Raw genomic sequence first — 26,005 nt, forward strand, 5'->3', positions numbered from 1 at the left:
CTTGCATACTGCTCGGGGAGTGATCGCTTGTCGAATCGTTGGAACGGTTACACCCGCTGCATAGCGCGGACACTGTGATCAAAAACGCTGCAGCTAACAATGTCTTTGTTCTCTTGTTCACTTTCTTTCTCCCGCTGTTTTGGAGTCGCTACCGAACGCACGGCCAGAATCGTGCCTTACGTTGCGGACCTGATCCACGCTGTTGGCGCAGCAACCGGCATTCCCACTGGAAAAACCAGTACAGCCGCCGTGGCACGCGCACTTCGCGCCGCAACGGTTCACCTTGACCATCACGGCATTGCCGCCTCGAGGCCGGCCAGATGTGCAACTCCGAGTGCGCATCACGCCACGGTCGTAAAGGACGTAACGGCGAAATGCCGGCCGGCTTTTACACGCAGCGTTGAAGTTTTTTGAGATCGCTTGAGAAAACGGAAAATAATCTATGATCGCCCCCGTTTTTGCAATTTGAAGTGGTGAGGTGGTTGGCTTGCGTAAATCTATTCGGCGTCGTTGTGGGGATCGCTCCCCGCGCCACGATGAGATTCGCGCCTGACGGTCCTAAAAACGCACGTCGGCTTCGGTAAGCCGATATTTTCCACAGGTTGTCCGTCAGGCCGGTGTGCCGTTCACGTCATCAGAGTTCAACAGTCGCAAAGCCAGGTAGGTGGATCCAGGTGAGGCACGATTTGAACTAAAGGCATCACGTTTCTAGCGCTCTTCCAGTCGGGTTGAACAAGGCGTTCCGCGTCGATAGCGCCCACGCGATACGCGCGAATTTGTTCGCTAATGCGCACGCGACTATATTGGAATGCCTCCTGGCTAGCATCGAACGGACCCAATCGGCCAGAGGACCAGTCTGCTTGATAACCCTGTGCATATAGGTGCGCGCGCACTGGACGAGAAGTCTGCGGATGTTCCTGTCGCCCCTCATGCTGATCCCCAGCAGGTGCGTGCGGCCGCCCGTGCTGTATTGCCGGGGTACGAGCCCGACCGATGCCGCGAAGTCTCGGCTGCTTGAATACTGCCTGCCGTCTCCCATTTCGGCGGCAAGTACACTCGCGGTGATGGGGCCGACACCGGGAATCGAGAGAAGCCGCTGACCGAGCTCGTTGTCAGCGAGTTCGCGGGCTAGCTCGTCGTCGACCTCTCGAACGCTTGCCCGTAGTCATGGACTCCGAGACCTTGCAGCTCGGCACTGTCTCGCGCAGCGATCTGGTCAAGCCGTCTCTCGCCCACTTCAACGAAGAGCACAAGAAAGAACGCTTCCGCGCTTGGGGTCAACACCGGCAAGCGGCACTTCCAGCCGGTTCCTTAAGTCGCGGGCCGGTCGGCGACCAAAACAGAAACGCGCTTCTTCCGTGCCCTTTCGGGGGCGCACGCCTTCTCTGCCTTTCCCGCTGTTTCAGCACCCATTCCCCGGACAATGATCGTGAAAAGTCCACTCATACCAACCCACCGGAACGCAACTGGCGCGCCAATGATCCCAATCGAAAACGACAAGCCGATACTGCGGCCCACCACCGCCATCGCCTTGGTACGATTTTCCTCCCTGGCCAGATCAGCTGGCAGCGCCAGTACTGCGGATGAAACTTCACCAACGCCCTGAACAACCCGGCCGATGACTATCCAGGTCATTGAATGTCCGATTGCCGCGATGAAACTGCCGATCGCGAACACCAGGAGGCGGCCGGCGATTACCGGTCTATGGGGTGTCCATTTAACCGGAAATTTTGCTACCGCTGAAGATGGGATCTCCGCGCTGAGTTTGAAGCGGACCTTGGAGATCGGCTCCTACCAGACGGTGTGGCCATTCTTCATCGCCTGCGGTCTGTTCTGGTTCGCCCCGATCGGGAGCGTCTTTGCGGGACAGTCGAGGTGGACGAAACCTACATCGGAAACAAAGAATCCGGACTTTCGGGAGGCCGTGCCAAAGGGAAGAAGATCCTGACGTGTATCGCGATCGAGATCCTGGAGCCGAAGGGATTCGGACGCTGTCGAATGGCGCCCGTGGCGGATGCCTCCTCAGAATCGCTTCGCTCCTTCGTGTTGGATAGCGATGAGCCGGGGGCGACGGTCATCACCGATGCCTGGCAGGGTTACCGGTGGTTTGGAGAAGAATGGGTACATTCATGACCGCCGTAGCCAGCGGGCCGCGTCAACGCGGGGCGGAGACCCCGGAGAAGTTCTGCCAGGTGTGCATCGAATAGCGTCCCTCGCAAAACGATGGCTACTGGGCACCCACCAGGGAGCGGCGGATTCTGCACACTTGCCCAGCTATCTGGACGAGTTCGTGTTCCGTTTCAACCGCCGCCGCTCACGTAGCCGAGGGATGCTGTTCTATCGGGCCATGGAGCTTGCTGTCGCCCATGGACCGGTTCGTTACCAAGACCTTGTTATGACCCAGCGCCCAAAGGCCGTTCCTCCAAAGCCGCCGCGGCAACGCGGACATCCGCCCAGCCTGGAGCGACCTTCGCCGAGCCGCACGTGGAGGCAAATCGCTAACTCCGGTTAAATGGACACCCCAGACCGGTTTTGCCGAGTCTGTCAGACGGCCATCCGTAGAAGATGTAGAACGGTACCTGAGTCGACCCGTATGCATCAAGTGCGATGCCGACGAGCACGACATTGTCACCGCCTCCGCTCGTTACCTGATACCCGACATGTCTAACGACCCAGATTTGCGAGGAAGTCACGTGTACGTTCCGACAGATCCAGACCGAGTCTCAACGTAAGTGCTGAAGCGTCGGCTACCTTCGCTCGTGCGGCCTCGTCCAGTTGGTCGACCGCAACTGCCAACCAGTCTGGAAATTTTTCCATCAGAGCATCAATGAGCACAGAGGCCTGACGTCGATCCTTGTCCGCCTTTACCGCGCGTGAGGGATCCCGTAGCGTACTGACGATGAGCTTGTGCAGGGCGAACCGCGCAGGGTCAGGCAACTGCACCGGAACGACATGCTCCTTACCCAGAACAAAGCCGCGAGTTGAGTCCGACACGAGGTATCTGAAGTACGGAAGTCCAGTCGCATGTGCGCGTATATGCGGCAGCGGCCTGACCTCATACGCGTCAGTGCCCGGAACGAGCAGGTCTACCTTCAGAGGCTGTCCCCGCGCCTTGAACGATGTCGACGGTCGACGTGAGTCCAGCTCGGGTACCTCGAGAAATGAAATGCTACTGTCGCGGAGGATGTCGAGGAAGCTACGGTTTTCCGGAATCGCTAGCGAAATCGAGCCAGCACTTCCGATGTCTATGTCCTCGGTCTTGTAGTTGGCTGGCAAACGAACACCCAGACTATTCAGAAGCGCGCCGAATGCATGCGAACCGACAAGCACGCCGCCGTGACTGAATATCCCTGCGTTGTAGAGCGTTGCGATGGTCAGTGCCGAAGAGTTATCGGCTGCAGCAAAGCCTGCTTTACGCAACAGCTGGACGTCAGCTGCAACGGCTCGCATCTCCGTGCTATCAAGTATCCTGGTCTCGAGTGCCGCATCAGTCGCCGGCTCGCCATCCCGACCCAACGACGTTTCCTTGTGCTTGCCGGACGCCAGATAAACCCGCCAGTAGACGTATGCCTTCCCGTCGACGGTCTTTCGCGACGCCGAACCAGGAGAATGAAGTGGGACGGCCCCCTGCGTGCTTGCGCGCTCGGTGACCGATGAATAAAGCGTCTGAAGTGCTTCGTTATGAAAGATCAACATGAACCTGACATTTATACCCTATCTTTGGATTATAAGGTATAAGCGTATAGAAAACGAAAAGAGGCATTTTTACCCGGACGGTCAGTTGAAACTCCCCCACTTATGGTCGCGTAAATTCCTCCACCCTGTGTGAAGCAGGACTAAGGTTTTTGTTTAGCTGGTTTTTGGTTTTCGTGCAAGCGTTTCGGCGGCCTCTTTAAGGCGATAGCTGCGGCCATCGAACTCGAGCAGATGGCAGTGATGCATGAGCCGGTCGAGGATCGTGGTGCTCATCGTGTTGTCGCCCAGGTATGCGCCCCAATCCTGCACAACGCGGTTGGACGTGACGAGAATGCTGCGATGCAGTTTGTAGCGTTGGTGGATCAGGGTTTGCAGCAGCGCGCCAGCGGCGTCGGGAATCGTACGCGACAGGAACAGGTCGTCCAGCACCAGCAGGTCGCTCTCAAGGATGGCCCGCAGGCGGGCTTCGCGCTGGGTAGTCGGGCTTAGTGCGTAACGGTTAAAGAAGTCGTCGGTCTCAAGATACTGCACCTTGTGGCCCTGCAGGACGGCCGGGTAGGCGACGGCCTTCGCAACGTGCGATTTGCCGGTGCCTGGTTTGCCGATGATCAGCGCGTTGTCGCCGGCGGCGATGAACTTCAGTGTGTGCAGCTGGAAGCAGGCCTGGCGAGGCCTTTGGGATTGAAGCCCCAGTCGAATTCGGCGAGTGTGAGTTTCTCCTCGAGGCCGGAGAGCTTGTAGCGGCGTTCGATGAGCAGAAGTTGAAAGCAGCGCAATCGTCAATGACGCAACGGTCCAGCCTCACCAGGTATCCGTGATCGATGTCCGCCAAGCGATATACGTGCCCGTTATTTTTCACGTGCCCGTTGTGTTGTAGACGGGTTTGTGTTTGTGGTGTACGCAGTCGGGATAGACGGTTAGTTGCGTACTGAAAATCAGCATTCCTCGTTACGGTGAGCTTTCCCGGGACCACGCGAGCGCCACCATCTGGCGAATGGTCCGGCGCTACAGCGTGACGACACCAATAAGGCTGGATCTACCACCGGGAACGCAATAGTCGTTTCTGAAGAAGCGTTCGTAGATCACGGCGCGTGTCGGCGACGACATGAATGTAAATCGTGTTGTCGCGCACCTCATATATAACCCGATTGTGGCCGCTCAACGTTTCCCGGAAATTCAGACCGCCGAAATCTGAAAGCTCCGCCGGGACATAACCGCTCTGCGGGAACTGCCTGATATTGTCAAACGTGACGGCCAATTCCGCGGACGTTTGCTTCCACGTCTGAGCCCCGAAGCTTTTGAGGATGTAGCGGCGCAGATCCTTCGTATCCTCCTGCGCCTCGTCGAGAACCAGGAGCTTGAACTTCGTCTGCCCCATCAGCGGATTTGCTCCTTCCGATCAAGGTCGTCGAGTTCGGCGAGAAACTCGTCGGCATCCTTGAATTTTCCCTGCTCGATGTGCTTCTGGCCCAAGGCCAGAATTTTGAGCAGCGCCAGCGTCTGCTGGGTGTCCTCATAGCTTTGCACGTCCTGAACGACGAGCTTCGCTTCGCCATTCTGCGTGATCAGCAGCGGCTCGCCAGAAACCGTCAAATCCTTGACGATCTGCGCTGCGTCGCTTTTCAGGTAGCTAATTGGCTTTACGTGGTCTGCCAGGCGCATGTTTGATCCTCCGGTTGCAGCCTCCTTTAGACCGAATATAGACTAAATTCAGTTTTATGCAAAGTCCTGAATTAGCGATGCTCTGTCATCGGTCGATTGCCGGCCCACGAAAATACGCTGCAGCCTACCCTGCTTCGCCCGCCTCGTGGGTCATGGGCGATGCAGCGCGGGCCAACCATACCTGTTCAAGTGGCGGACTGCAGACAATCGGGTAGCAACGAATAATGGGAAATAACTAAAAAGTTCACGAAAAGTGATCATTATGTTATGTCAAATTGTCAGAGCGATTGACAAAAACTGACAGCCGTGTCGGCTCTGCAACCAGACAAGGAGAATATAAGACGGCGCTGCACTGGCCATTGCGAGCAGCGAGTGCGAACTAAACCAGAAGCGACGCCCTGGTCATCTCCCTCGAGGAGCAAAGCGTCGAGGCGAGGCTAGCCGACCACCATCATGATCTAGCAGTGTCCGACCGACGGCATCACAAAGAGGCGTTCGTCCCACACCACGGGGTGCGGCTCGGTCACGGCAATCCGCGTCGCGTCGGGGTGTGCGGGATTGACCAGCACGTTGAACTCTGCACGGACAACGACGGAAGGTACGATCAGGAGCGCGGTACGCGACTCGGTCAGCCAGGCGTCGCCGAACACCCTTGCCACCTGCAGTGCTGACGCATCCCATCCCCCCGGCAACGATTCGGCCGAATGGCGTTCGACGCGAATATCGTCGGGAACCGCTGCTTCAACCCATCCGTGTGTCTTCGGTACCTTGCCGATGCGCGCATGAACAAGAACCTCGAGCATCGCACCGGCGAAGGTCGACGCGGCGTAGATGACCGGTCGCCCCGGGCTATTGAAGCGGCCGCCCACCAGCATCCCGCCGGTGCCATTCCAGACCGTGTGTCGAGTGTCGGCGATTCGAAACAACTTCACGCCGGCAACCCGTAAAACAGTTTCCAGAGCAGCTCTTCGACCCGGCGCGCGCCGAGCTCGGTCAGCGCAACATCGAGCGGCGCCCGCCCTTCGAGCTCCGGGTGCGGCGTCGAAAGGAATTCCCGCGCATCCTCTTCGTCGTTCCAGACGTAGGCCGTCGTCGCGACGATCCTGGCCAGCCGCTCAGTCTTTTCCGATTCGTCTGGCGTCAGCCGATCGCGACGCCGCTTATAGGTCGCTTCGGGGATGATGCGGGCAAGTAGCGCACGCCGGGCGTCGGCACCCTGCGTCGCATGTTCGACGCCCGCGCGCAGCGCGGACTTGGGCAGGCCGTCGCGGACAAGTGCCTCGAGTTCCGCGAGCGTGTGCGGGACCTGCCGCAGTTCCATGACCGCGGCCACTGCTTCAGGCGTGATCAGTGACATGCGACTCCCGACTAAAGTATCAGTTGATGCCTGATGATAGCGCAATTGATACCGTCCGCAAACCCATCTTCGATCCAGCGGGCTCCAGCGGGGAGACTGCCGAGGCGGTCACCTCGACATCGTCCGTGCCTGCGAGAATCGCCCACATAGCATGACGGCACGTTACGGCCTACAGAAATCTTTCATACACGAAACGCTCAAGCAACTGAGCATCCGCTCGCGACAGGATGTCGCACCGGGCACACGGATAAACCATTTATAGTGCACTGCACAAGCCCGTGTGATTGGCAGGTGCGATCGGACGGTCGTGTTATAGTGCACTGCACAATCTCCGTCCGATCGGCAAGTGCGATCTGACGACCGCGTCCGGCGTTGCCGGGTTGCGGACAGACATGCCGCTGAAGGCGAATCGCCACGCCTGTCAGCTACGCCCAGTTTCTGTCTACATCATCAACATGAGGTCGCTGTGAAATACCTTCCCCGCATCGCCGCGTCTGGAGCACTCCTGGTCGTCGCTCTCGGTATCGTCACCTTCGCCCAGATCAAGTTCGCGCCGCAATCCGCAGACAACAACCCGGTTGCACGGATCGTCCTGAACGTCGAGTCGCAACTGAACGGCTGAGCGACTCCACCGCTGTATGTAGCCCGCGCCCCACAGGCAAAGGCAGGCAAAGAAAACCCGCCAGGCTCCGAAGAGAACTGCCGGGTTTGAGCTACTGATTTCGGATTCACACGCCAGGCGATGGTAACGGAGTTGACGCTTGCTCAGTCTCCTCCAGCGATCAGTCAGCCTCCATGTCCACGGCATCCAACACCTTGGCAGGTCACCAATCGTCAATTCGAGACGCTTCATGGTGGCCCCGGGAGACAGGCAATCGTCCCCTTCGACGTTTCGATCATCAGAAACTTAAGGAGCGTGTCGCCACACTGATCCAGCGCAAGCCAGCCCTCCCCGCCTTGCGCAAATTGTCACCGCGCAACCTGAAGGCATGGCCGAATCCAGAATTTGTGCAGCAGCCTCCTGCACAAATTGAAACCTCTTCGGCTTGGTAAGCATAGGATTGCGAATTAATCTTCGATCATTTCTTTATATCAGATTGACGCTATGAAATCAGGACTGTCGCTGATGAGTGCAGCCAGGATTTGTGCTATTATTGTGCACATATTGTGCGCGGAGCATTTCAAATGAGTCCCGATTCCGTTCTCGCCCGTCCGAACGCGGGCGGCAGCTTCGACCAGTTTATGGCATCGCTTCGCGATCCGGATAGTCCCGCGCCAATCGTGTCCGCGCGTCGTTTTGGCGAGGCCCTGCATATTGATTTGCAAACGCTCGCCCTGCAGGCGCATGTGCATCGCAATACGCTCAGTCGCCAACCCGCCTCGGAGAGCGTTCAGCGATTCCTGCGGGACGCGCTCCGGGTGATCCGTGCGGCAACGGACATTTCGGGTGACGTCGGTCAGGCATTGTTCTGGTACCGGAATGAACCGTTACCTGTGTTCGACTACAAGACGGCCGAGCAGTTGGTATCGGACGGCCGGACTGACGATCTACTTCGTTACGTTTCGTCCTTCGAGGCAGGCGCGGCAGGATGATCCTCAAAGCCCTATCCGGGGTCACGGCGTACCGGATGCACGTACCGAAGTGGGCCGTTGCCCCGACGAGCGGCGCAGGCGCTGGCAGGCACGGTGGCCGCGCCAACCGGATCGGACTCAATGCCCTCTATCTCGCGCTGGACGTCAACACCGCGGTACGGGAATATCAGCAGATCTCTCCCTTGATGCCGCCCGGGACGCTCGTCAGTTACCAGTTGACCGTTGACCCTGTCGTCGATTTCACCGGCGGTTATCAAGGCGGAATCTGGTCGGCCCTGTGGGAAGATTTCTACTGCGACTGGCGTGGCTATTGGTTTAATCAGCGCATCGAGCCGCCAAGCTGGATTATTGGTGACGAGGTTATTGCGACTGGTGCGAAAGGGATCCTGTTCAGGTCACGTCTGTCGCCGGAAGGAGTGAGCCTGGTCCTTTACGTGGATGAATTGGAGCCGGCGGATCGACTTAAGGTGCACGATCCACAGGGTTCGCTTCCCCGGGACCAGTCGTCCTGGACGTAGAAAGCCGCGCAGCGTACCGCGACCGGGCAAAAAGTGCTTAGCCGTTGCGCGATCAGAACTTCCGAATCGGTGATTCGGAAATCATGCTAGCCGGATCGCTCTCATAGAAGAGCCGCGTCAGTTCCAGTTAGCCTCAAAGCCTCGGCCAAACGCCTCGTCAAGTCGGCATGAAGCACCGTTTGGGGTATCGCGCTGCCCTGCCCGGCTTCGGCGATCCAATGGCCGCACTCAAACGACACCTGCCGCGCCATTTCTCTAGTTAGTGACTGCCTTGTGCGATCGGCAGAAGTCGACCCGCCCTATTGCCCGGCGTTACCTTTGGTCGCCCATCCGACCTTTGCTTTTGGCCGTGGAGCGACTCCCAACGCCGTACCCGTTGGCAACCCAAGTCGATAGTTTTTTCAACCCGAGCGGCTGTGTCTCGTAGTTCAAATGTTCAAATCGCATGTGCCATGGCGACCATCCTAGATCGAATTATTCCCGGGGTCGTCGCTCCCCTGCTTCCCGATTCTCCGTCACGGCTCGGCGAACGGCTTCCAAAAGGTCGGGGCGCGCCTCGGGGTCGGGGACTTCGATCAGCTTGCGCGGAGCCTTGGCTTGAGGCTTCAGTGTCGCACCGTAAAGTTTTTGCGGCGCAGTCATAGTTCGTCTCCGGCTTCGATCACAGCTAATTCGGGCTGCAGGCTCGGTCTTGCCTCTGGTTTCCGAAAATCACGCTTTCGGAACTTTAGTGAGTTGGGAATTATGGACCCCGTGCGTCGTACGTCTCCAAGCTTCGTCAGCACGTTGCTGGGCTGATTTCACGGTGTATGCGACCCCTTGCTTGCCCTTCGGAGCTGGCGAAAACGCCGAAGTCAGACCGGAAAATGTCCGGCGGACGGTCCTGGTGACCATGGCGCGCTCCGCGTTAGTGTCGGAATGGTAAGTCTAGGTCTTTACGCGCAACCTGCGATACTGTACGTTTACACAGTACTTTGGCGAGCCCGCCACGGACACTAGAGGACGCATCGAGCGAAACCGTGCCCCTACGATCACGCCGCGCCAAGGCAGTCAGCGCCAATCCACTACGCCTTTAAGAGAGTGCTAATGGGAATCAGGGAAGCTCGCCGGATTATCCGCAGCCTTCGGCATCAGCAACGGGAGCCAGGCGCACCGGAGTCGCTGGAGCGAGTCCAGTACGCGTCGAATGCATCGTCACGATTGCAGCGCTGAAGGCCCATTTCTGGCTTGAGCCGCGGGCCGGGGACGCCCGGATCCTGAGGATTTTCCGGGACGGGTACAGCCGCATCCGTGCGATCGCCGAACGAAAGCTGCTCGCGCATCCGTGCGCACGCCTGACACTGACACCGGATGACTTCGAGCGCCCCTGAACAGCGCGGGTGAATCGGGCACGCTTCTCGAAGCATGAATGATCTGGCCGGCGGCCCTTTTTTGGGCAACGCTGTGGTGGCGGAGCCAAGCCGGCCGCTGCGAGGGCCTGACCGTTAGTTGCGTACACCAATGAATCGGTTTTGATTCTCGGGAACGCGGCACTATGTTTAGCACTTCTTAGCTGGAAAGGAGAATCGGCGGCCGCTGCAGCCTGTACCTATGCGCGAGAGCGCCAGCGCTGCTCCTGCCTCTCCGCAGGGTGGCGTCCGTCGATGACATGGGGAAAGCCCGAACCATTACGTGCTCCCAGAGCCCGTCTCGGAATGGGCACATCGCCCCGCCAACCCACTCTCCGCCGGCGACGAAGCGGCATTTCAGCGGACGGCTAGCTGAGCGGTCGGGCAGCCGGCCGTAATCCGGCAGGACGGCAAGTCGGCCAAAGCGGCCAAAGCGGAAGCTGAGATCAGACAAACTCAGGGTCCGGCACCGCTCAACGCGGCCAATCAGGCGTTCCCCCGTGGCTCGCAATACCTGAGTGCGTTGATGACTAATGCCAAGGCTGGCGCAAGCTGACGCCGGTTTGCATAGTAAAGGTGGTATCCGGGAAAGCTCGGCCACCAATCCTCAAGTACCGGCACCAGTTTGCCCGCAGCTATGTGTGGCCGAACAAGGTCAAGCGGTACGTATGCGAAGCCCATTCCATCCAAGGCCGCCTGCAGCATCAAGAAAGTATTGTTGAATACAGTTTGGCCTTGCACGCGAACGTTGACGGACTGACCATCCTTTTCGAAATCCCATACGTACAATCCTCCGTGAGTCGGGAGGCGTAGGTTTACGCAGCGATGACCCGTGAGGTCATGCGGAGCTGTCGGCAGCGGCTTTCCTGCGAGATATTCTGGGGATGCGGCAACTGCCATTCGCAAGTCGGGCGCGATGCGAACGGCCACCATATCCTTGTCAACGCGGTCCCCTATGCGGACGCCCGCATCGAAACGTTGAGCCGCGATATCTGTCAGTGCGTAGTCGACGCTGAATTCTATCTCGACATCCGGGTACTCCTTGAGGAGGGGTAAGAGCCGGGGCCACAGCGCGGTGACGATGGCATGGTCATGCGCCGAGATACGTACCGCACCGGCAGGCTTGTCGCGCATTGCGCTTAGAGCCCCGAGTCCCGCCTCGATTTCCTGCAAATGCGGTGCGATGGTAGCCAGAAGCCGCGTACCGGCATCCGTCGGCGAAACGCTTCGCGTGGTCCGTGTGAGCAGGCGCACGCCTAATCGCGCTTCGAGCGCCAGCATGGCGTGACTCAACCCGGAACGCGACAAGCCTAGCTGCGCGGCTGCCTTGGTGAAGCTGCGTTCCCGCGCCACCACGACGAACGCCTGCAAATCGTTCAAATTCTCTTTGGCCATTGGTGATTTATTTGCACAAGTGCATACGTATTTGACGATCTTCTCACCAAAACGCTGCTGCCGTACAGTCCGAGATAAGTGCTGGCACAGCTAAGTTTCGAGACATTTCTCAATCCGGACGGCCGACTCGCGCTCATGACGGATCACTTCCTCCTGCCAGCGTGCTGGCGCTCCAATTTAAGAAAGGATCAAATTCATGCCCTCCCTACCTACGGCCGCTCGCCAGTCTTTCGGCAATGTAGCGCCCAAACTGGCTGAGTTGAGCGATGAGGTCTTGTTCGGCGATATCTGGGAACGCCCAGAGCTTTCCAAACGCGACCGTAGTCTGGTCACGTGTGCGGTGCTTATCACGCTCGGCAAGACTGAACAGATGAACTTCCATTTTCCACGCGCCATTGAGAACGGCGTGACGCATGACGAGCTCGTCGAGCTGACCACTCACCTCGCCTTTTACGTGGGCTGGCCCCAAGCCATGTCGGCGGTCTCGAAACTCAGGGAACTGTTCCCCGCCTCCACGAAGTGAATGGATCATCATGGAACTCAAGAAACCCGGATCACAGGCCTCGGTAAAAGGCCTTGCAGACTGGTTCACCGGCACTGTCCGGATCGACCCCTTGAATGCGCCGCCACCGCCCGCACGGGTGTCCTGCGCAAGCGTGACATTCGAGCCCGGCGCGCGTTCGAACTGGCATACGCATCCACTTGGTCAAACCTTGCTCATCACCGCGGGATGCGGCTGGACGCAATGCGAAGGTGAGCCCATCGTCGAGATTCGCGCAGGCGACGTGATCTGGTGTCCACCCGGCCATAAGCACTGGCACGGTGCAACGCCCACGACTTCGATAACGCACATCGCGATTCAGGAAGCGCTCGACGGCAAGAACGTGGAATGGATGGAACGCGTGAGCGACGAGCAGTACCTCGTCGGACCTGTTTCGAAAGACTGAGCTAAGGAGCCGCGCCGGCGGGTGCGGCCTCCAGCGACAAATCGCCACCCCGATATTGGAAGGGATCTGCATGCCGCATGTCGTCGTCAAACTCTGGCCCGGCCCGACTGAACAACAGAAGGCCAGACTCGCCGAGGCCATCGTCAAGAGCCCAGCGCTAACCGTGGACGCAAGCGCCGACGCTATCTCGGTCGCCATCGAAGAGGTGACGGCGCGGGACTGGATGGAGAAGGTCTACCGGCCTGACATTGTCCTTAACATGGACAAGCCTTACAAGGAGCCTGGCTACGACCCGTTTTGAAAGCATAGCCTGCGCAACCCTCATCGACTTGGTGGCCGCTGGGCCGACCGCGAACACGACTGAAATGGATGCCATGGCCTCGCTGACGAACAGACAGCTCTTTATCCTCGCACTGTCGGCAGGAGCCTCTGTCGCAAATCTGTACTACGCGCAACCGCTGCTGGCGGTTATCGCGCAGTCGTTCGGCGCGACGTCATTTGTGGGAACACTTGCCGCCGCACCGCAGATCGGATACACATTTGGCATACTCTTCATTCTTCCGCTGGGCGACCTCGTCGACCGTCGCAAGCTGACGGTTTGCCTCGCAGCTTTGCAGATGGTAACGATGCTGGCTTGCGCGCTGGCACCCACATTTCCCATTCTGGTTGCAGCGTCACTGTTCATCGGCTTCGGTGCGACGATCACACAAATTGTGATTCCACTAGCGGCCGATTTAGCTGCGCCCGAACGGCGCGCGCATGCAGTGGGTGTGGTCTTCAGCGGGCTGCTGACGGGACTACTACTGGCGCGAACGGTCAGCGGGTTTATCGGCGAGTGGCTGGGATGGCGTTGGATGTTTGCACTAGCAAGTCTCATTGCACTGATCCTCGGCAGCGTCCTCGGCAGTTCCTTGCCCAAGGTGTCGCCACGAACCACACAGTCATATGGCCAACTACTCGCGTCCATGTTCGGCTTGTTGAAGAAATACCGTGCGCTGCAGATTGCCTGCCTGATGCAGGCTTGTTCGTTCGCAGTCTTCAGTGCGTTCTGGTCGGTCTTGTCTCTGCTGCTGTCGAAACCTCCATTCGAATTCGGACCTGCCGTCGCTGGCGCATTCGGACTAATCGGGCTGGTCGGAATCGCCGCAGCAAATCGCAGCGGACGATTAATCAAACGGATCGGCGCGTATACAAGTTTGCTAATCGGGCAGGCCTCCTGCTTGGCGGCTTTCATCGTCTTCCCGCTGGTCGTTTCGGTACCGGGACTAATTGTCGGCATCATCTTGCTCGACTTCGGCCTTTCGATTGCAAACGTGTCAAACCAGTCGAAGATTCTCGGGCTAGACGAAAGCGCGAGAAGCCGGATCAATGCGGTGTATGTGACGGCAATTTTCATGGGTGGCGCATGTGGCTCGGCGGTTGCAAGCGTAGCGTGGGTACATGGAGGATGGTCGGCAGTATGCGTCTTCGGACTTGTCGCCGCGCTGTTGCCACTCGTACTTCACGTGGCATGCACGGAAAGGGGCAAATCTCTGTCGAAGGTGTAGCTATCTCCGACGCAAAAAGTTTCGGTGCCGGACCAGTTCCGAATCCATCAGCCACCACGGATGGTCCGGTCAGATGTTGAATGCGGTCATTTCGGCCGGCCTTACCGAGTGTTTCCTGTGGCCGATGACCGGCCCAGCATTGGACTTTTACGAGGGTCCGCTGACAGAGTCCGAGCGGCCACTCGAATGACTAAGCGACGAGGAAAGTGAACGGCAACTCCTGGCCGCGCTCTGCCTGACGGCGACCGGCGGCACCGGACCCGTTTCGAACTCTCTGGCCCCGGCCTCCTCGACCGCAGCTTTTGGCGTACGGTCGCCGCGCATTCACTCGGGCAGGTCAGTTGGCGGGCCCTTTGTTGCGCTGCGAAAACTCTCCGCGTCGCTTCCCGCGCTGCCTGAATCGCGCACGTCCCTTGCCCTGCTCATCGTCTCGGTCGCGGCTCATAGACTGAGGCTATCGGTACCGGCTCGGGACCAGGGCCGGCACCGGCACCCGCCCTCACCCTGTCGGCGTGGCGCGGGTGCGCTCGGTGCAGATGATCCGGTCCGAGGCGCATCGTAGGAACGCAAGGAATTCGGCGGCGGGCAACGGCCGGCTCAACAGGAAGCCTTGCACCTGATCGCAGGCAAGTTTCCCGAGCGTCCGGAATTGCGACTCCGTCTCGACACCCTCCGCCACGACCTCGATCTGCAACGCGCGCGCGAGTGTCACGACGGCGGACAGCAAGGCGCTGCCGCGCTCGCCGCCAGCGTCGAGATCGTGCATGAACGAGCCGTCGATCTTGATCTGGTCGAACCTGAATCGCTGCAGATAGCCAAGGCTCGAATATCCGGTGCCGAAATCGTCGATGGCGACGGTGTAGCCGCGCGACTGCAGCGCTTCGATCGTGCGGCTCGTCTTCTCGATGTTCTGCATCGCGGTCGTTTCTGTGATCTCGAACATCAGGCGACACGGATCGACCCCCGCTGCGCCGATCAGCGCATCGATGCGGACCACCAGATCTGGCACGTTGAACTGGATCGGCGAAAGATTCACGGCCACGGAAATTGGGGGCAGCCCTTGCGCGTCCCATACCGCAATATTGCGACAGACCTCGTGCAGCACCCAGTCGCCAATCTCGACGATGAGGCCCGAGCGTTCGGCGATGGGGATGAATTCGAGCGGAGGAATGTCGCCGAGTTCGGGATGACGCCAGCGGAGCAGTGCCTCGACGCCCGTCACCAACTGCGATTCGACGCGAAACTTCGGCTGGAATGACATGCTGAGTTCGCCGCCGCTCAAGGCGCGATGCAGATCGCGTTGCAGGATCAGCGACCTGAGCGCGGTGTGGTTCATCTGCGGTTCGAACACGCGAAACGTGTTACGCCCGCTTTGCTTGGCGGCGTACATCGCGGCATCCGCGCTATGCAGCAGTTCGTCGGCGTTGCCGCCGTCGCGGGGATAGAACGCGATGCCGATGCTCGCGCTCACGCGAAGCGGCAATCCGTTGACGACGATCTCCTGGCTTAGCCGCCGCAGGACGCCATTTGCCACCGCCGCGGCGGACGACGCTTCGGCCACGTTGTCGACCACGATCACGAACTCATCTCCGCCAAGCCGGGCGACCATATCGGTATGGCGCAGGTCCTTGCGCAGACGCTCCGCGCACACTTGCAGCAAGTCGTCGCCCACGCCGTGGCCGAGCGAGTCGTTGACCGACTTGAAACCATCGAGGTCGATGAAGAGCACGGCGAACGGCGATGCTCTGCGCGCGCATTCGGCGACCGCCTGCGCGATATGCAACGACAATTTCTGGCGGTTCGGCAGATCCGTCAGCGCATCGTGCGTGCCAAGGTAATGCAGTTGCCGGTTCGCGCGCCCGAGGGAGATGGACAGGCTGTTCGTATGGAAGCCGAGCAATCCGAGCGTGCCGACCAGCACGATGAACGACGTCACCGTCACCGCGAGCGCAAGCCAGTTCGCGTCGAGCTTATCGCCGGACAGGCAAAGGCTGCCGGCGGCGAAGTTGGCCGCGCTCATGCCGAGATAGTGCATGCCTGTAATCGCGATCGCCATGACGAAGGCCGCGCCCAGCCGCTTAACGACGAGGTTCTCGGCGTCCGATGTGCGCAGCGTGAAGGCGAGCCAGAGCGCCGCCACCGAAGCGGCGATCGCCACGGCCACCGAAAGCGCGACTTTCCAGATCGTGTATCCGATTCCCGGTGACATCTGCATCGCGTGCATGCCGGTGAAGTGCATCGCGGCGACGCCGAGGCCCATGATTGTCCCGGCGACGCACAGACGCCTGTGCGACAGCGCGCCGCGGCTGGCAGTGGCAAGCGCAATCAGAGACACGCTGATCGCAAGGAACAGGGATACCGCGGTAGTAGAGAAATCGTAGCCAATCTCGATTGGCAGCGAAAACGCGAGCATGCCGATAAAGTGCATCGACCAGATGCCGACGCCCATCGACACGGCACCACCGACGAGCCATAGCGGCCGCCGTTTCTCGCTCGCGAGCGCATTCAGGCCGCCGGACAATTCCACCGCCGTATAGGACGCGAGGAATGCGACCACGAGCGACAGGCAGACCAGCAGCGGGTTGTAGACACCAGTCATCGGCCCTCTCTCCTGTTCCTTATCGGTCTTGTGTGACTGCTTCCTCCCGCGCTTCGAACCGGCTCTGGCGAGCCACGCGCATCGGCGCGCGGCTCGCATTGCTTCGCTGTTCTATCGACAGATTGACGGAAAACTTTATGCTTCGGCCCGAATCAGGAGCGGTTCATACAAGACCGGAAGGCTTCATTCGTGCGCATGCGAATGTCGCGTATCGAGGAAAGGGGATGTCGGATGCCCCGCTTTGCCGCCGCCAGGATGAGCCGCGGGCCGAGCGCGGCGATTGCACCCGCCGTGATGCGATCAATCCACCACCGAGCACGCGTTGACGTTCGGCCTTTACGCCAGACTCACCGGTCGGTCCCTGTGTGACTGTCCAGCGCGTGCGCGCGGACACATGGTATGCATCGAACTCATCCCGCATCACGCCCGACCGCGGGCACCTCCCGCTGGTGTGCCGTGACGCCCGCGCCTTCACTCTCCGCGCACCAGCCCGGACAACCGGTCGCCCGGTTGCGGCAGCGCTTTGGCCGCACCGCGGCCATCGCGGCGCCACCGCCAACAGCCCACCGCCCGTCACAATCACACCAGCGTCCTCGCATAATTCACGCGCAGCAGCGGGCCGTCTTCCACGACCCATCCCGCACCGCCATCTGCACCATCGCGGTCATCACCCTCATTCAATGCCCATCGCTGCTGGCGCCGGCACATCGGTTTCGCTCAAAGAATTTTTAGCGAAGCGGACGCGGATTTTGTGCCGTGCCTGCGACCATCCCGGCGTGCCGCTTCCGCTTCGCTAAAAATCCTCTGCATTATCAAAACTGCATTTAATGGCCGGAATCCGGGGTCGTTGCATTCAACCTCCGGCCCGGCGGGCCTCTCCACTTCCCTCTCTACCGCTTTTCGTCCCTGATCATGGCCAACCGGTCGCTGCCCCTCGCCATGACGCGCGCCTATAGCCGCACCGACTTCACCGCGCTGCGCGCCTACGTCAGCGCGTGCCGCCGGCGACGACCGCGCGTCTGTACTTCACCGATGACAGCGACGGCAACGCGCCAGGCGCGGGCTGAGTCGCGACTTACCTGCGACAGATGCAGGCCGATCTCATGGACCTCGCCATCAAGCACGGCTCACCCGTTCTCGCTGACCACCTGAAAGCGTCGGCGCGCGCACACGGCAGCGCACGGCTCATGTCCGTCAGCCTCAAGATGGTCGAGCAGGCGGCCGCGCTCGCCGCGGAGCGGCCCGACGCTGCGCATCCGGTTGGCATGTGGTTCCGTCCACTGGCGTCCAATGAAGGAAAATTGAGAGCATTTTCGAACTAAAAATTGCAGCGGCTACGGCGAAAATCGCAACCACGCTGAGCCGCTACACCAACGGTTGGCGGGGCAACCCGTTAGTCCCCATGCTGAAACACAGCGCGTGCCGCCATCGCTTCTACGACTTGTTCGGAAGTCTGAGCCGTGCCGTCTCAATTGACTGGTGAAGTTTGGCCTGCAACGTCTCGCGCGACGGCAGCGCGGTCAGATATTCGGCGACGTGAATGCCGCTCTTGCCCAGTTCGAGCAGTTCTATCTGCTCCTGTTTCTTTCCGGCGCAGAGGATAATGCCAAGAGGCGGCAATTCACCCGGCTCCTGCTCATGCTTTGCGAGCCAGCGAAGATAGAGTTCCATCTGGCTTTTGTGTTCGGCCTTGAAAGCACCGAGCTTCAGTTCGACGGCCACCAGCCGCTTCAGCTTCCGGTTGTAAAACAACAGGTCGATGTAGAAATCGTCGTTATCGATCTGTAGCCGCTTCTGGCGAGCCACAAACGTAAAGCCGGCGCCGAGTTCAAGCAGGAATTGCTCCATTTCACGGAGGATGGCGTCTTCGAGATCCTTTTCGAGGTAGTGATCATTCAGGCCGAGGAAATCGAGCACATACGGATCTTTCAGCAAAACATCTGGCTGCACACGCTGTTCCTTTCGCAACTGCGCCAGGTCATGCTGGATGGCTTCTGCTGGCTTGCGCGAAATCGCGCTGCGTTCGAACAGCATCGAATTCATCCGTTCCTGCAGTTGCCGGGACGACCAGCGCTCGAGCCGGCAGAGCTCAAGGTAGAAGTCGCGCTTCAATGGGTCGTCGATATAGATCAGCGTCTTGATGTGCGTCCAGCTCAATTCTCTCCGCGCTGCGGAGAGAATTGCCTCGTCCGTAAAAATCTCCGCGGCGCGCAGACAATGCCGCAGCTGCTGTTCACTCCAGCCACGGCCATATTCGGCGGTCAGGGCATGTGCGAGCGATGCAATTACCTGCTGCCCGTATTCTGCACGGACGCCGCCTAGCACCTCTGCATGGATACAGCGCCCAGCCCGCCAGTACAGCAGGGTAAGCTCGGCGTTCACCGCTGCGGCCGTGCGCTCACGTGCCGAATCGATCAGGAGCCGGACTTCGTTCAGCAGTGGTGCGGGCGTGAGCGCACTCATGCGGGCCGTACACTGCCCGCTGGCAGGAGAAAATGCATCGTCGCGCCACTCACACTGCGTTCACAGCGCTTTTGAACGCCTTGCCTGCGGTGAACTTCACGGTCGTTGCCGCAGGAATCTGCATCTCCGCGCCGGTGGCGGGGTTACGACCAATCCGTGCGGCGCGCGCACCTGTCGTAAATGTACCGAATCCGACCAGTTGCACGCCTTCGCCTTTGGCAACCGCCCCCGTCATTGCCGCGAGGAGCGCATCGACTGTGCCTGCGACGGCCACCTTGCTGTTTCCGGTCGCGGCGGCGACGGTATCAACGAGTTCCTGCTTGTTCATGGTTTTCGTTTCCCTTGAAACGGGCACTGCGATCGCGTTGCCCAATGTGAGAGAAAGATACGTTACCGGAGCCGGGGCTGAAGGGCAAACTGGGGGTGTTTTCCGGGCTGCACGTCAAATTCCCTCCGCAGCGCGGAGATAATCGTTGCGTCGGCCAGGAAAGGCGCTTTCAGCCTCACAACAACGACCCGGTCAGGCTAGCATCGAGTCCGTGTACTTCTTCGCCCCACAGCGACACACGTAGTCAGCGACAATTTCTGGGGACTTCGCCTCATCGATCGTGAGTCCATAGGCGATAAACAGCTCGCCGCCCGGTTTCACACTCCTGATTGCCTCGATGAAAACGCGCCCGCGCTCGTCCTCGATCGCCTCACAGTTCGGCCTGCACGAATGGTTCAGCCAGCGAGCACTATTGCCGCCCGCGCTGCCGTCAATCACGCGTCCGTCAGCCAGGCCGAAGAGAAACGTGTGGCCGGGCGTTCCAGAACGCCTGTGCCTGGCAGCGGCTTGCCGCCAGGAGGTGACTTCACCGCGATATTCGAGGATCCGCGCGCCAGCAGCGATAGCCTGCAGCGCGAAAACGCCCCGCCCATGAATGGAAGATTTCCTGACTGTCACACGCCGCACTTCCTGACCCCCGCTTCCTTGATGGCAGCGAGCATATCGGGCGCTGCGTGGCACTGCAACAGCCCCGTTACGTTCAGAACAGACTGGTCTGACGGGGGTCCCGCTCTGGCGGCCGGGAAGCGGCGGTACGGCTAGGCCGTCGGTTGCGGCCACGGATATTTCGCACCCGCTGCAGGTGGGCCAGCATCAGGCAGCCCGCTGCCCCATCACTGAAACGCAGCTCGAACAGCCCGGTTTCGCCATGCGCGCACCGCCCTGTCGCGCGAAACGACAGGCGCAGACCGCGCGACTTCGCACGCGCAATCATCTGCGTGCGGCTCATACCCTGCCAGCAGTCAGCGATGAAAGCCTTCACGGTCCAGGCAACGACTCATGCGCGATGCCCACGGGGAGCGCCAGCCCGGTGAGTAGATAGATATCCGCCATGCAGCGACTTTCCGGAATGCAGTGATCTCTGTTTATACCGCTTTTTTGCGACGTAGTCCCGGTTTGGCCGCATCCGCAGCGCGCGACGGGCGCGTCGCACGCGGGGAGTTCTTGCTCTTGGAAGGAACAGCGGAACGATGCGGGTCTCTCGCTCGCGCCTGAGCATCCCGGGCCGCGTTGAGCTCCGTCTGCAACCGCGTGTTCTCCGCCTCAGCCGCATCGAGCCGCCCCTGCAGGACGCCCGTTTGATGACGCATGTCGCCCAGTTGCGCCTGCAGGGTGTCAACTGCCCGGCGGTGGTCCGCATCCTTGCGGTCCGCGCGGCGCGCGGCTTCGTCGATCTCTTTCTGCAGCTTCGCCGCATGGCCCCGCTCGCGGTCGATCTCCAGCAGGGCACGTTTCTCGGACGCCCTGAGCCGATCCTCGGCCCGGTCGGCCGCTTCGCGCTGCTTTTCCAGATCCCGTGAAAAGCCTTCCCTCACTTCCACGAGTTCGCGATCGCGGGCCGCCAGCGCGTCTCTGAGTCGCGCGAGCTCCGCTTCGAGTGACTGTCGCTGCCCGTGAGCTTCAGCCTGCTCCTTTTCCAGCTCCCGAACCTCGACCTGCGCGGCCAGCAGCGCCGCGGTGCGCTGCTCGAGTGCGGTCTCGGTACGACCCAGTTCGTCGCGGGCGGCGACGACCGACTGTTGCGCCTCGACGCGTTGTGCCTCGAGTCCTTCGCGCAACGCACCGAGCGCGGCTTCCGCTGACGCGCTCGCGCGCTGCCAGAGCGTGACGACCAGTTCGCCGGCGGCCGCGCCGAGATCGGCGGGCAGGTCCGGATGCGCGATGCACACACGGCTTTTTTCGCGCAGTTCGGTCCAGAACTCACCGAGCACCTGCGTGGGCGTGCTCATGCTGCCCCGCTTCACCAGTTGGTAAAGCCGGTTCGCGGTCGGCGTGATGCCGAGGCGGAAGAATAGCAGCGCGCAGACCTCGCGGTACAGCTCGCGCACGCGGCCTTCAGGCGGTCGATTTCGACGGCGAGGCGAGTCTCGTCATGGACCATCGCGTGACACCCTGAGCCAGATGCGCCGCGTCCCCGACCATGAAAACCACCCTGCCCGCCCCCGCGCCCGATCGAGACGCTCGAAGAACTGCCCGCCGCGCCCGATGGCCGCCACGGCACGAACCGCGCAACCGGCCACATGCAGGCCGCCGCTGATACCGACCTCGACGCAATCCGCGCATGGCTCGCCCGCTTCGTCGAGACGAAGACGACGTTCGACAACTACCGCAAGGAAGCCGAACGGCTGCTACGGTGGTCCACCCTGCAGGTGGCCAAACCGCTCTCCTCGCTCACGCACGAGAACCTGCTTGTCTAGCAGCACTTTCTCGCCGATCCGCAACCGGCAGCGCGCTGCCCCGCCGATGGCGGACGCAAGCACCCGCGCAACGATTCGCGCTGGCGGCCGTTCTACGGCCTCCTCTCGGCGTCGAGCCAGCGGCAGGTCATGGTGATCCTCAACGTCATGTTTGCGTGGCTGGTGCAGGCGGGGTATCTGGCCGGCAATCCCCTGTCGCTGTCGGGCCAGCGCGCACGCCGGGCCAGGCCACGCATCGTCTGGTATCTGTCGCCTGACCTGTGGCTTGAGGTCAAAACGTACATTCACGGCATGCCCACGCAGACCGGTCGCGAGCGTGATCATCACGCCCGCGCGCGCTGGCTTTTTACCCTGCTCTATCTGGGTGGCCTTCGTATCACTGAGGTCAGCACAAACACGATGGGCCGGTTTTTCTGTCGGAGCGACGAAAACGGCCAGGATCGCTGGTGGTTCGAAGTGATGGGCAAAGGTGGCAAGGAGCGACTGGTACCGGCTACTGCGGAAATGGTGATGGAACTTGGCACGTACCGGCGGGCAGGTCCACGGACTACTAGCACTGTCCTCGCCGGGTGAGGACACGCCGCGGGTGCTGCCGGTCGGCCAGTCACTTGCCGGCATCGCGAAACCGACGAGAAGCACCGGATCGACTGGTGACACTCGACGCGACCCGGACGATGACGGCGAGAGGTCGACTCCGGCGCCACTATCCCCTGCCCCGGCCGGCGGCAAAAGCCTTAAGCATGCGGACCTGGTCAGCACCGGCGGGGAACCAGAATTGCGCTTCGAGCGCTTCCCACGTGATCGCACAGGCGACCTGCCGTGTAGCCCGCTGCCGCCCTGATGGAAGACCGGATTTGCGGTGTGGCGGACACGCGACGGCGACAGACGGTTGATATGACTCCGCTTGTCAAGAGGGGATCGGTTTTGGGTTTTGATCTGCCATCTGAATTTCCTGAGGGCGACGTAGCAGTAAATCTCGACGGTGGATCATGCTTCTATGAGCGAGGGTTCTGTCAAGATCGCTTTTTCCCAAACTTTCATAAAGTGTCTCCGATCGATCTGGCCGGAAGTCGCCGTGGCGCTCGTGAGAAGAACCAGCATCTCACCACCTTCTATCCGCTGGCGTGTCGCCAGCCTTATCCTGCATGCGCGTTACGCCGGAACCCTTTTCCGAGAGCATGCCCCATCTGAAAATATTCGGTTGCTTCAGCAACCCAGCGTGATCACGGGCATGTTCACTCCAACCGTGTTTGCTACGTAACTGCCTAGCCAATCCTTAACCTCCTTTCTGCGAAACCTTCGAGGAATTAAGCACGCTTAAGGTGAGCGCCTTCGGGAATGACTCCGTCTTAACCGGCCTCAGCCCACAAGATTTCTGACACGTCCCTGATGAGCGAGTTTTCCGATGCAAGCGTCGAATTTGCGTTCCCAACCCACACGCTTCACGTTGCCACTGCTCCGGGAGCGTCACTTCGCGCAGTGGGGCAATCTCCGAAACGGCGCCCGGCGTTCCAGAACTGATGCCTACGCCCCCGGTGTTGCCGCAAGCGGACGGGAGCTGGGTTGCGCAGCCGTGCCCGTCACGCCACGTCGGAGTGCGTTCCTGCTGGCTGTTAAAAAAGCCCGGCATTGCTGCCGGACCGTAGAAAGGTTGCCCCACATTGTGTGGGACTGCCCTGACGTGAATCACGACCCCGCCCTTGTACGCAGATTCGGCATCGAATCACCGAGACTAGTGATGCCTTATTAAATGCAGCTTAAGCGCAACGAAACCTGGCTCCAGCATTCCAATGACTGTCGCTTGCTGTCGTGTCTCCCTGAATTCCAATGACCTCACCCGCCGGCGGTCATAGCCCGATGAAATACGTTTCCACTTCCATTTCTTCCGACCATACCTGAACGTCAAGCATCTCTCCAAATTCCACCGCAACACCGTGATGCATGCAGCAGAACCCCTGCGCCGTCCGGTAGACAATCACCCACTCGGAATCCACGATTGTCCCGGTCTCTGACTGGGCGGCCAATGCCCGGCGGACCATGTCGAGATGCAGTGCCTTGCCAAGACGTTTGCACACTGCCTCTGTATCGTGTACGAGTTTCATCGATTTTCCTCCTTCGACAGCAGCACAATGCGGGCTGCTGTCACCAAAGCAAAACGGACGCGAATATCGGGTCTTCCTAGGCTTACCCCGGGAAGATCCTGATGCTCCCTGCCACAGCATCCGCTATGTGCTCTTTCGCTATGACGCCAAGCACGCGCGCTGGAGCATTCGCGTCGCGTTGCGCTAGCACGACCGCCATCACCGCGTGTTGTTTCCAGAGCCTGGAGATAACGCTGAAGGCGACATCCTTTTCCTGCACCACGATGAAATTGCGCTGGGCCAGCGTCCCCAACTCGATATCCGAGTCGCTCTGACTCACCGCGCGCCGCAGCCCCGTATTGATGCGCAATACGCCGTAGATCTCCTGCTGCCTCGTCACGACAATATGCCGGAATGCGGGCCCTTCAAGATGGGCCATCAGGTCACGAAAAGGTACCCGCCCATCGAGCACGAGTACATCAGTTTCCATGACCTGGGCGGCGTTCTGAACGAGAAACATGTTGGCGTGCAAGGCGTTGGGAATCGGATGCCCGCGCCGCACCAGCTTGAGCGTATAGATACTTTCAGGGGAAAGCAGCCGACGCGCGCCAAGGCTGAATGCCACCGCGATGATCATTGGCAGCACGATATCGTAGTCTCGCGTCATCTCGAAGATCATGGCCACGGCCGTCATTGCCGCCCCCGTTCCGCCGCCCACCATGGCACCCATGCCCACCATTGCGAAGGCCGGCACGCTGACGGGAGCGGCCGGCACGGCCATTGTAATGAAGGACGCAAATGCGGCGCCGAGCGCGGCGCCGATAAAAAGCGACGGCGAGAAGACGCCACCTGAGGAGCCAGATCCAAGACTGACAGACGTCGCCAATGTCTTGCACAGGGCGAGTAACAGGAGAAAACCACCTCCCTGAAGCTGACCGTAAAGGGTTGCCTGAATGGTCGCATATCCCACACCCTCAACGTAGTAGTGTCCCGCGTAGCGCCACAGCAGGTACATCGTCAGTCCGACAATCGACATGCCTAGCGCGTGGCGCCGGTAACGTCCGGGTATCTGGTCGAACGCGTCTTCTGCCCAATGCAGCGAACGGATCAGCAATGCGGCCGCCGCTCCGGTGATTGCACCCAGCAGCGCATAAAGCACGAGCGTCAGGACGCCACCCGGTTCGTTCGGGATCGCGCCCAACTGTGCGGGCACAAAAAACGCAGGCGCCGCGCCGAAAAACAGGCGACCGAGAAAAGTCGCCGTGCCTGTGGCGAGCGCCACTGGCAGAAACGTGTTGACACTGATCTCCGGCATCATGAGTTCGGTGGCGAACAGCACGCCACCGATTGGTGTATTGAAGGTCGCGGCGATACCTGCACCCGCCCCCGCCGCAACAAGCGTAATGCGCTGTCCTGCGGTCATCCGGACCAGTTGCCCGAGTGTTGAACCGAGCGCCGAGCCGATCTGGATGATCGGGCCTTCACGCCCAACCGCCGCGCCCGATCCGATCGCGAGAGCCGACGCAATCGATTTCACTACGGCGACCACGGGTCTGATCACACCACGCTTGTAGTAAATCGCGTCCATTACTTCTGGCACACCATGCCCTTTTGCTTCTGGTGCAAATGTGCTCACTATCCACGTGACGGCGAGGCCACCCACGACAGGTACGAGAATGACGAACACGCCCCAGGGGGATGCTGCGGTGAAATGACTCGCGTCGTACGCAAACGAGAATCGTCCGAGAAAGAAAGCATTGTGGACGAGTCCTATCAGGGCGCGAAATACAACGGCGCCCAGGCCGGTTACGATACCCACAACGAAAGCAAGCACGCACAGCCAGCGCAGACCAACCGGAGCAACCGAATCGTCTTCCAGCTGGGCTGACTGCTCAGGCTGCACCGCCGACACCCTGACGTGACGTGGATTGATAGTCGCTGTACTTTCAGCCTGATCCTGTCCACGGCTCATGTCCGGACCCCGTCGAAGCGAGAATTGATCTATACACAGCGT

22 protein-coding genes and 6 pseudogenes are annotated in these 26,005 nt (G+C 60.2%); 12 read left to right on the plus strand and 16 right to left on the minus strand.

The window, feature by feature from the left end:
- Positions 1–700: 700 nt before the first annotated feature.
- A pseudogene (locus tag B0G80_RS22905) lies at positions 701–1,165 on the minus strand (IS110 family transposase); the annotation flags it as partial.
- A gap of 257 nt (positions 1,166–1,422) precedes the next feature.
- Positions 1,423–1,704, minus strand: a pseudogene (locus B0G80_RS47045) (MFS transporter); the annotation flags it as partial.
- Positions 1,705–1,803: 99 nt separating this feature from the next.
- Between B0G80_RS47045 and B0G80_RS22915 the strand changes: the two are divergent.
- Positions 1,804–2,133 carry a transposase gene (locus B0G80_RS22915; protein ID WP_116119957.1) on the plus strand — a complete coding sequence of 110 codons (330 nt, stop codon included), beginning with the start codon at positions 1,804–1,806 and terminating at the stop codon, positions 2,131–2,133.
- A complete protein-coding gene (locus tag B0G80_RS48145) occupies positions 2,084–2,512 on the plus strand; it encodes a transposase (RefSeq protein WP_408968098.1) in 429 nt (142 codons plus the stop codon). Before B0G80_RS22915 ends, B0G80_RS48145 begins: the two co-directional genes overlap by 50 nt.
- A gap of 152 nt (positions 2,513–2,664) precedes the next feature.
- Here B0G80_RS48145 and B0G80_RS22930 read toward each other — a convergent pair whose 3' ends face one another.
- From B0G80_RS22930 to B0G80_RS22955, 6 genes and pseudogenes are all read right to left on the minus strand, one after another.
- A complete protein-coding gene (locus tag B0G80_RS22930) occupies positions 2,665–3,696 on the minus strand; it encodes a GSU2403 family nucleotidyltransferase fold protein (RefSeq protein ID WP_116119962.1) in 1,032 nt (343 codons plus the stop codon).
- A gap of 153 nt (positions 3,697–3,849) precedes the next feature.
- A pseudogene (locus tag B0G80_RS22935) lies at positions 3,850–4,460 on the minus strand (ATP-binding protein); the annotation flags it as partial.
- A gap of 272 nt (positions 4,461–4,732) precedes the next feature.
- On the minus strand, positions 4,733–5,074 hold the full coding sequence (locus B0G80_RS22940; protein WP_116119964.1) for a type II toxin-antitoxin system RelE/ParE family toxin: 342 nt from the start codon (positions 5,072–5,074) through the stop codon (positions 4,733–4,735).
- A complete protein-coding gene (locus tag B0G80_RS22945) occupies positions 5,074–5,358 on the minus strand; it encodes a type II toxin-antitoxin system Phd/YefM family antitoxin (RefSeq protein WP_116119966.1) in 285 nt (94 codons plus the stop codon). The genes B0G80_RS22940 and B0G80_RS22945 overlap by 1 nt, the downstream gene beginning before the upstream one ends.
- A 458-nt stretch (positions 5,359–5,816) precedes the next feature.
- Positions 5,817–6,290: an RES family NAD+ phosphorylase gene (locus B0G80_RS22950; protein WP_116119968.1), complete on the minus strand. Its 474-nt coding sequence runs from the start codon at positions 6,288–6,290 to the stop codon at positions 5,817–5,819.
- On the minus strand, positions 6,287–6,715 hold the full coding sequence (locus B0G80_RS22955; protein ID WP_046565320.1) for an antitoxin Xre/MbcA/ParS toxin-binding domain-containing protein: 429 nt from the start codon (positions 6,713–6,715) through the stop codon (positions 6,287–6,289). The genes B0G80_RS22950 and B0G80_RS22955 overlap by 4 nt, the downstream gene beginning before the upstream one ends.
- Before the next feature lie 466 nt (positions 6,716–7,181).
- Here B0G80_RS22955 and B0G80_RS45975 point away from each other — a divergent pair, with 466 nt between their 5' ends.
- The 4 genes and pseudogenes from B0G80_RS45975 to B0G80_RS22975 all read left to right on the plus strand — a co-directional run.
- A complete protein-coding gene (locus B0G80_RS45975) occupies positions 7,182–7,337 on the plus strand; it encodes a hypothetical protein (RefSeq protein WP_158608233.1) in 156 nt (51 codons plus the stop codon).
- A gap of 563 nt (positions 7,338–7,900) precedes the next feature.
- On the plus strand, positions 7,901–8,308 hold the full coding sequence (locus tag B0G80_RS22965) for a hypothetical protein (RefSeq protein ID WP_018417957.1): 408 nt from the start codon (positions 7,901–7,903) through the stop codon (positions 8,306–8,308).
- Positions 8,305–8,826, plus strand: coding sequence for an RES family NAD+ phosphorylase (locus B0G80_RS22970; RefSeq protein WP_116119972.1), 522 nt, complete (start codon positions 8,305–8,307; stop codon positions 8,824–8,826). The genes B0G80_RS22965 and B0G80_RS22970 overlap by 4 nt, the downstream gene beginning before the upstream one ends.
- A 1,181-nt stretch (positions 8,827–10,007) precedes the next feature.
- Positions 10,008–10,196, plus strand: a pseudogene (locus B0G80_RS22975) (DUF1488 family protein); the annotation flags it as partial.
- Positions 10,197–10,700: 504 nt separating this feature from the next.
- On the opposite strand, the gene B0G80_RS22980 reads toward B0G80_RS22975, so the two are convergent.
- Complete coding sequence (locus B0G80_RS22980) at positions 10,701–11,609, minus strand: LysR family transcriptional regulator (protein ID WP_116119974.1); 909 nt, start codon at positions 11,607–11,609, stop codon at positions 10,701–10,703.
- A gap of 196 nt (positions 11,610–11,805) precedes the next feature.
- On the opposite strand from B0G80_RS22980, the gene B0G80_RS22985 reads away from it, so the two are divergent.
- The 4 genes from B0G80_RS22985 to B0G80_RS23000 all read left to right on the plus strand — a co-directional run bounded on the left by B0G80_RS22985 (position 11,806) and on the right by B0G80_RS23000 (position 14,103).
- The gene (locus B0G80_RS22985; protein ID WP_116119976.1) at positions 11,806–12,132 is read left to right on the plus strand and encodes a carboxymuconolactone decarboxylase family protein; all 327 of its coding nucleotides are present in this window, start codon (positions 11,806–11,808) and stop codon (positions 12,130–12,132) included.
- A 10-nt stretch (positions 12,133–12,142) separates the two neighbouring features.
- A complete protein-coding gene (locus tag B0G80_RS22990) occupies positions 12,143–12,556 on the plus strand; it encodes a cupin domain-containing protein (protein ID WP_116119978.1) in 414 nt (137 codons plus the stop codon).
- Positions 12,557–12,626: 70 nt separating this feature from the next.
- Positions 12,627–12,857, plus strand: a complete 231-nt coding sequence (locus tag B0G80_RS22995) for a tautomerase family protein (protein WP_116119980.1) — start codon at positions 12,627–12,629, stop codon at positions 12,855–12,857.
- 73 nt (positions 12,858–12,930) lie between these two features.
- Positions 12,931–14,103 (plus strand): MFS transporter, encoded by a 1,173-nt coding sequence (locus B0G80_RS23000; protein ID WP_181920035.1) that lies wholly within the window; start codon positions 12,931–12,933, stop codon positions 14,101–14,103.
- Positions 14,104–14,602: 499 nt separating this feature from the next.
- Here the strand turns inward: B0G80_RS23000 and B0G80_RS23005 are convergent, their stop codons facing one another.
- The gene (locus B0G80_RS23005; protein ID WP_116119984.1) at positions 14,603–16,702 is read right to left on the minus strand and encodes a bifunctional diguanylate cyclase/phosphodiesterase; all 2,100 of its coding nucleotides are present in this window, start codon (positions 16,700–16,702) and stop codon (positions 14,603–14,605) included.
- 1,103 nt (positions 16,703–17,805) lie between these two features.
- Here B0G80_RS23005 and B0G80_RS23015 point away from each other — a divergent pair.
- Complete coding sequence (locus tag B0G80_RS23015) at positions 17,806–18,024, plus strand: hypothetical protein (protein ID WP_147309894.1); 219 nt, start codon at positions 17,806–17,808, stop codon at positions 18,022–18,024.
- Positions 18,025–18,136: 112 nt separating this feature from the next.
- On the opposite strand, the gene B0G80_RS23020 is transcribed toward B0G80_RS23015, so the two are convergent.
- The 4 genes and pseudogenes from B0G80_RS23020 to B0G80_RS23040 all read right to left on the minus strand — a co-directional run bounded on the left by B0G80_RS23020 (position 18,137) and on the right by B0G80_RS23040 (position 21,594).
- Positions 18,137–19,165, minus strand: a complete 1,029-nt coding sequence (locus B0G80_RS23020; protein WP_116119988.1) for a YhcG family protein — start codon at positions 19,163–19,165, stop codon at positions 18,137–18,139.
- A gap of 49 nt (positions 19,166–19,214) precedes the next feature.
- The gene (locus B0G80_RS23025; protein WP_408968105.1) at positions 19,215–19,538 is read right to left on the minus strand and encodes an HU family DNA-binding protein; all 324 of its coding nucleotides are present in this window, start codon (positions 19,536–19,538) and stop codon (positions 19,215–19,217) included.
- Positions 19,539–19,685: 147 nt separating this feature from the next.
- Complete coding sequence (locus B0G80_RS23030) at positions 19,686–20,120, minus strand: SET domain-containing protein (RefSeq protein ID WP_116119991.1); 435 nt, start codon at positions 20,118–20,120, stop codon at positions 19,686–19,688.
- 458 nt (positions 20,121–20,578) lie between these two features.
- Positions 20,579–21,594: pseudogene (locus B0G80_RS23040) on the minus strand (DNA-binding protein).
- Positions 21,595–21,664: 70 nt separating this feature from the next.
- Between B0G80_RS23040 and B0G80_RS47050 the strand changes: the two are divergent.
- Positions 21,665–22,517: pseudogene (locus tag B0G80_RS47050) on the plus strand (tyrosine-type recombinase/integrase); the annotation flags it as partial.
- Positions 22,518–23,757: 1,240 nt separating this feature from the next.
- On the opposite strand, the gene B0G80_RS23050 reads toward B0G80_RS47050, so the two are convergent.
- Together B0G80_RS23050 and B0G80_RS23055 are read right to left on the minus strand one after the other, a co-directional pair.
- Positions 23,758–24,012: a hypothetical protein gene (locus tag B0G80_RS23050; RefSeq protein ID WP_116119993.1), complete on the minus strand. Its 255-nt coding sequence runs from the start codon at positions 24,010–24,012 to the stop codon at positions 23,758–23,760.
- 82 nt (positions 24,013–24,094) lie between these two features.
- A complete protein-coding gene (locus tag B0G80_RS23055; RefSeq protein ID WP_116119995.1) occupies positions 24,095–25,963 on the minus strand; it encodes a chloride channel protein in 1,869 nt (622 codons plus the stop codon).
- Between the last annotated feature and the right edge of the window lie 42 nt (positions 25,964–26,005).

The sequence above is a fragment of the Paraburkholderia sp. BL6669N2 genome, from assembly GCF_003387275.1.
Lineage (GTDB): Bacteria > Pseudomonadota > Gammaproteobacteria > Burkholderiales > Burkholderiaceae > Paraburkholderia.

What these genes read in the sequence shown, in the direction of transcription:
- B0G80_RS22945 (WP_116119966.1), bottom strand. Translation starts at nt 5,358, where the DNA reads ATGCGCCTGGCAGACCACGTAAAGCCAATTAGCTACCTGAAAAGCGAC.
- B0G80_RS23005 (WP_116119984.1), bottom strand. Translation starts at nt 16,702, where the DNA reads ATGACTGGTGTCTACAACCCGCTGCTGGTCTGCCTGTCGCTCGTGGTC.
- B0G80_RS22995 (WP_116119980.1), top strand. Translation starts at nt 12,627, where the DNA reads ATGCCGCATGTCGTCGTCAAACTCTGGCCCGGCCCGACTGAACAACAG.
- B0G80_RS23020 (WP_116119988.1), bottom strand. Translation starts at nt 19,165, where the DNA reads ATGAGTGCGCTCACGCCCGCACCACTGCTGAACGAAGTCCGGCTCCTG.
- B0G80_RS22965 (WP_018417957.1), top strand. Translation starts at nt 7,901, where the DNA reads ATGAGTCCCGATTCCGTTCTCGCCCGTCCGAACGCGGGCGGCAGCTTC.
- B0G80_RS22980 (WP_116119974.1), bottom strand. Translation starts at nt 11,609, where the DNA reads ATGGCCAAAGAGAATTTGAACGATTTGCAGGCGTTCGTCGTGGTGGCG.
- B0G80_RS22990 (WP_116119978.1), top strand. Translation starts at nt 12,143, where the DNA reads ATGGAACTCAAGAAACCCGGATCACAGGCCTCGGTAAAAGGCCTTGCA.
- B0G80_RS22955 (WP_046565320.1), bottom strand. Translation starts at nt 6,715, where the DNA reads ATGTCACTGATCACGCCTGAAGCAGTGGCCGCGGTCATGGAACTGCGG.
- B0G80_RS23050 (WP_116119993.1), bottom strand. Translation starts at nt 24,012, where the DNA reads ATGAAACTCGTACACGATACAGAGGCAGTGTGCAAACGTCTTGGCAAG.
- B0G80_RS23000 (WP_181920035.1), top strand. Translation starts at nt 12,931, where the DNA reads ATGGCCTCGCTGACGAACAGACAGCTCTTTATCCTCGCACTGTCGGCA.
- B0G80_RS22985 (WP_116119976.1), top strand. Translation starts at nt 11,806, where the DNA reads ATGCCCTCCCTACCTACGGCCGCTCGCCAGTCTTTCGGCAATGTAGCG.
- B0G80_RS22930 (WP_116119962.1), bottom strand. Translation starts at nt 3,696, where the DNA reads ATGTTGATCTTTCATAACGAAGCACTTCAGACGCTTTATTCATCGGTC.
- B0G80_RS22940 (WP_116119964.1), bottom strand. Translation starts at nt 5,074, where the DNA reads ATGGGGCAGACGAAGTTCAAGCTCCTGGTTCTCGACGAGGCGCAGGAG.
- B0G80_RS48145 (WP_408968098.1), top strand. Translation starts at nt 2,084, where the DNA reads ATGCCTGGCAGGGTTACCGGTGGTTTGGAGAAGAATGGGTACATTCAT.
- B0G80_RS22970 (WP_116119972.1), top strand. Translation starts at nt 8,305, where the DNA reads ATGATCCTCAAAGCCCTATCCGGGGTCACGGCGTACCGGATGCACGTA.
- B0G80_RS23015 (WP_147309894.1), top strand. Translation starts at nt 17,806, where the DNA reads ATGGACCTCGCCATCAAGCACGGCTCACCCGTTCTCGCTGACCACCTG.
- B0G80_RS23055 (WP_116119995.1), bottom strand. Translation starts at nt 25,963, where the DNA reads ATGAGCCGTGGACAGGATCAGGCTGAAAGTACAGCGACTATCAATCCA.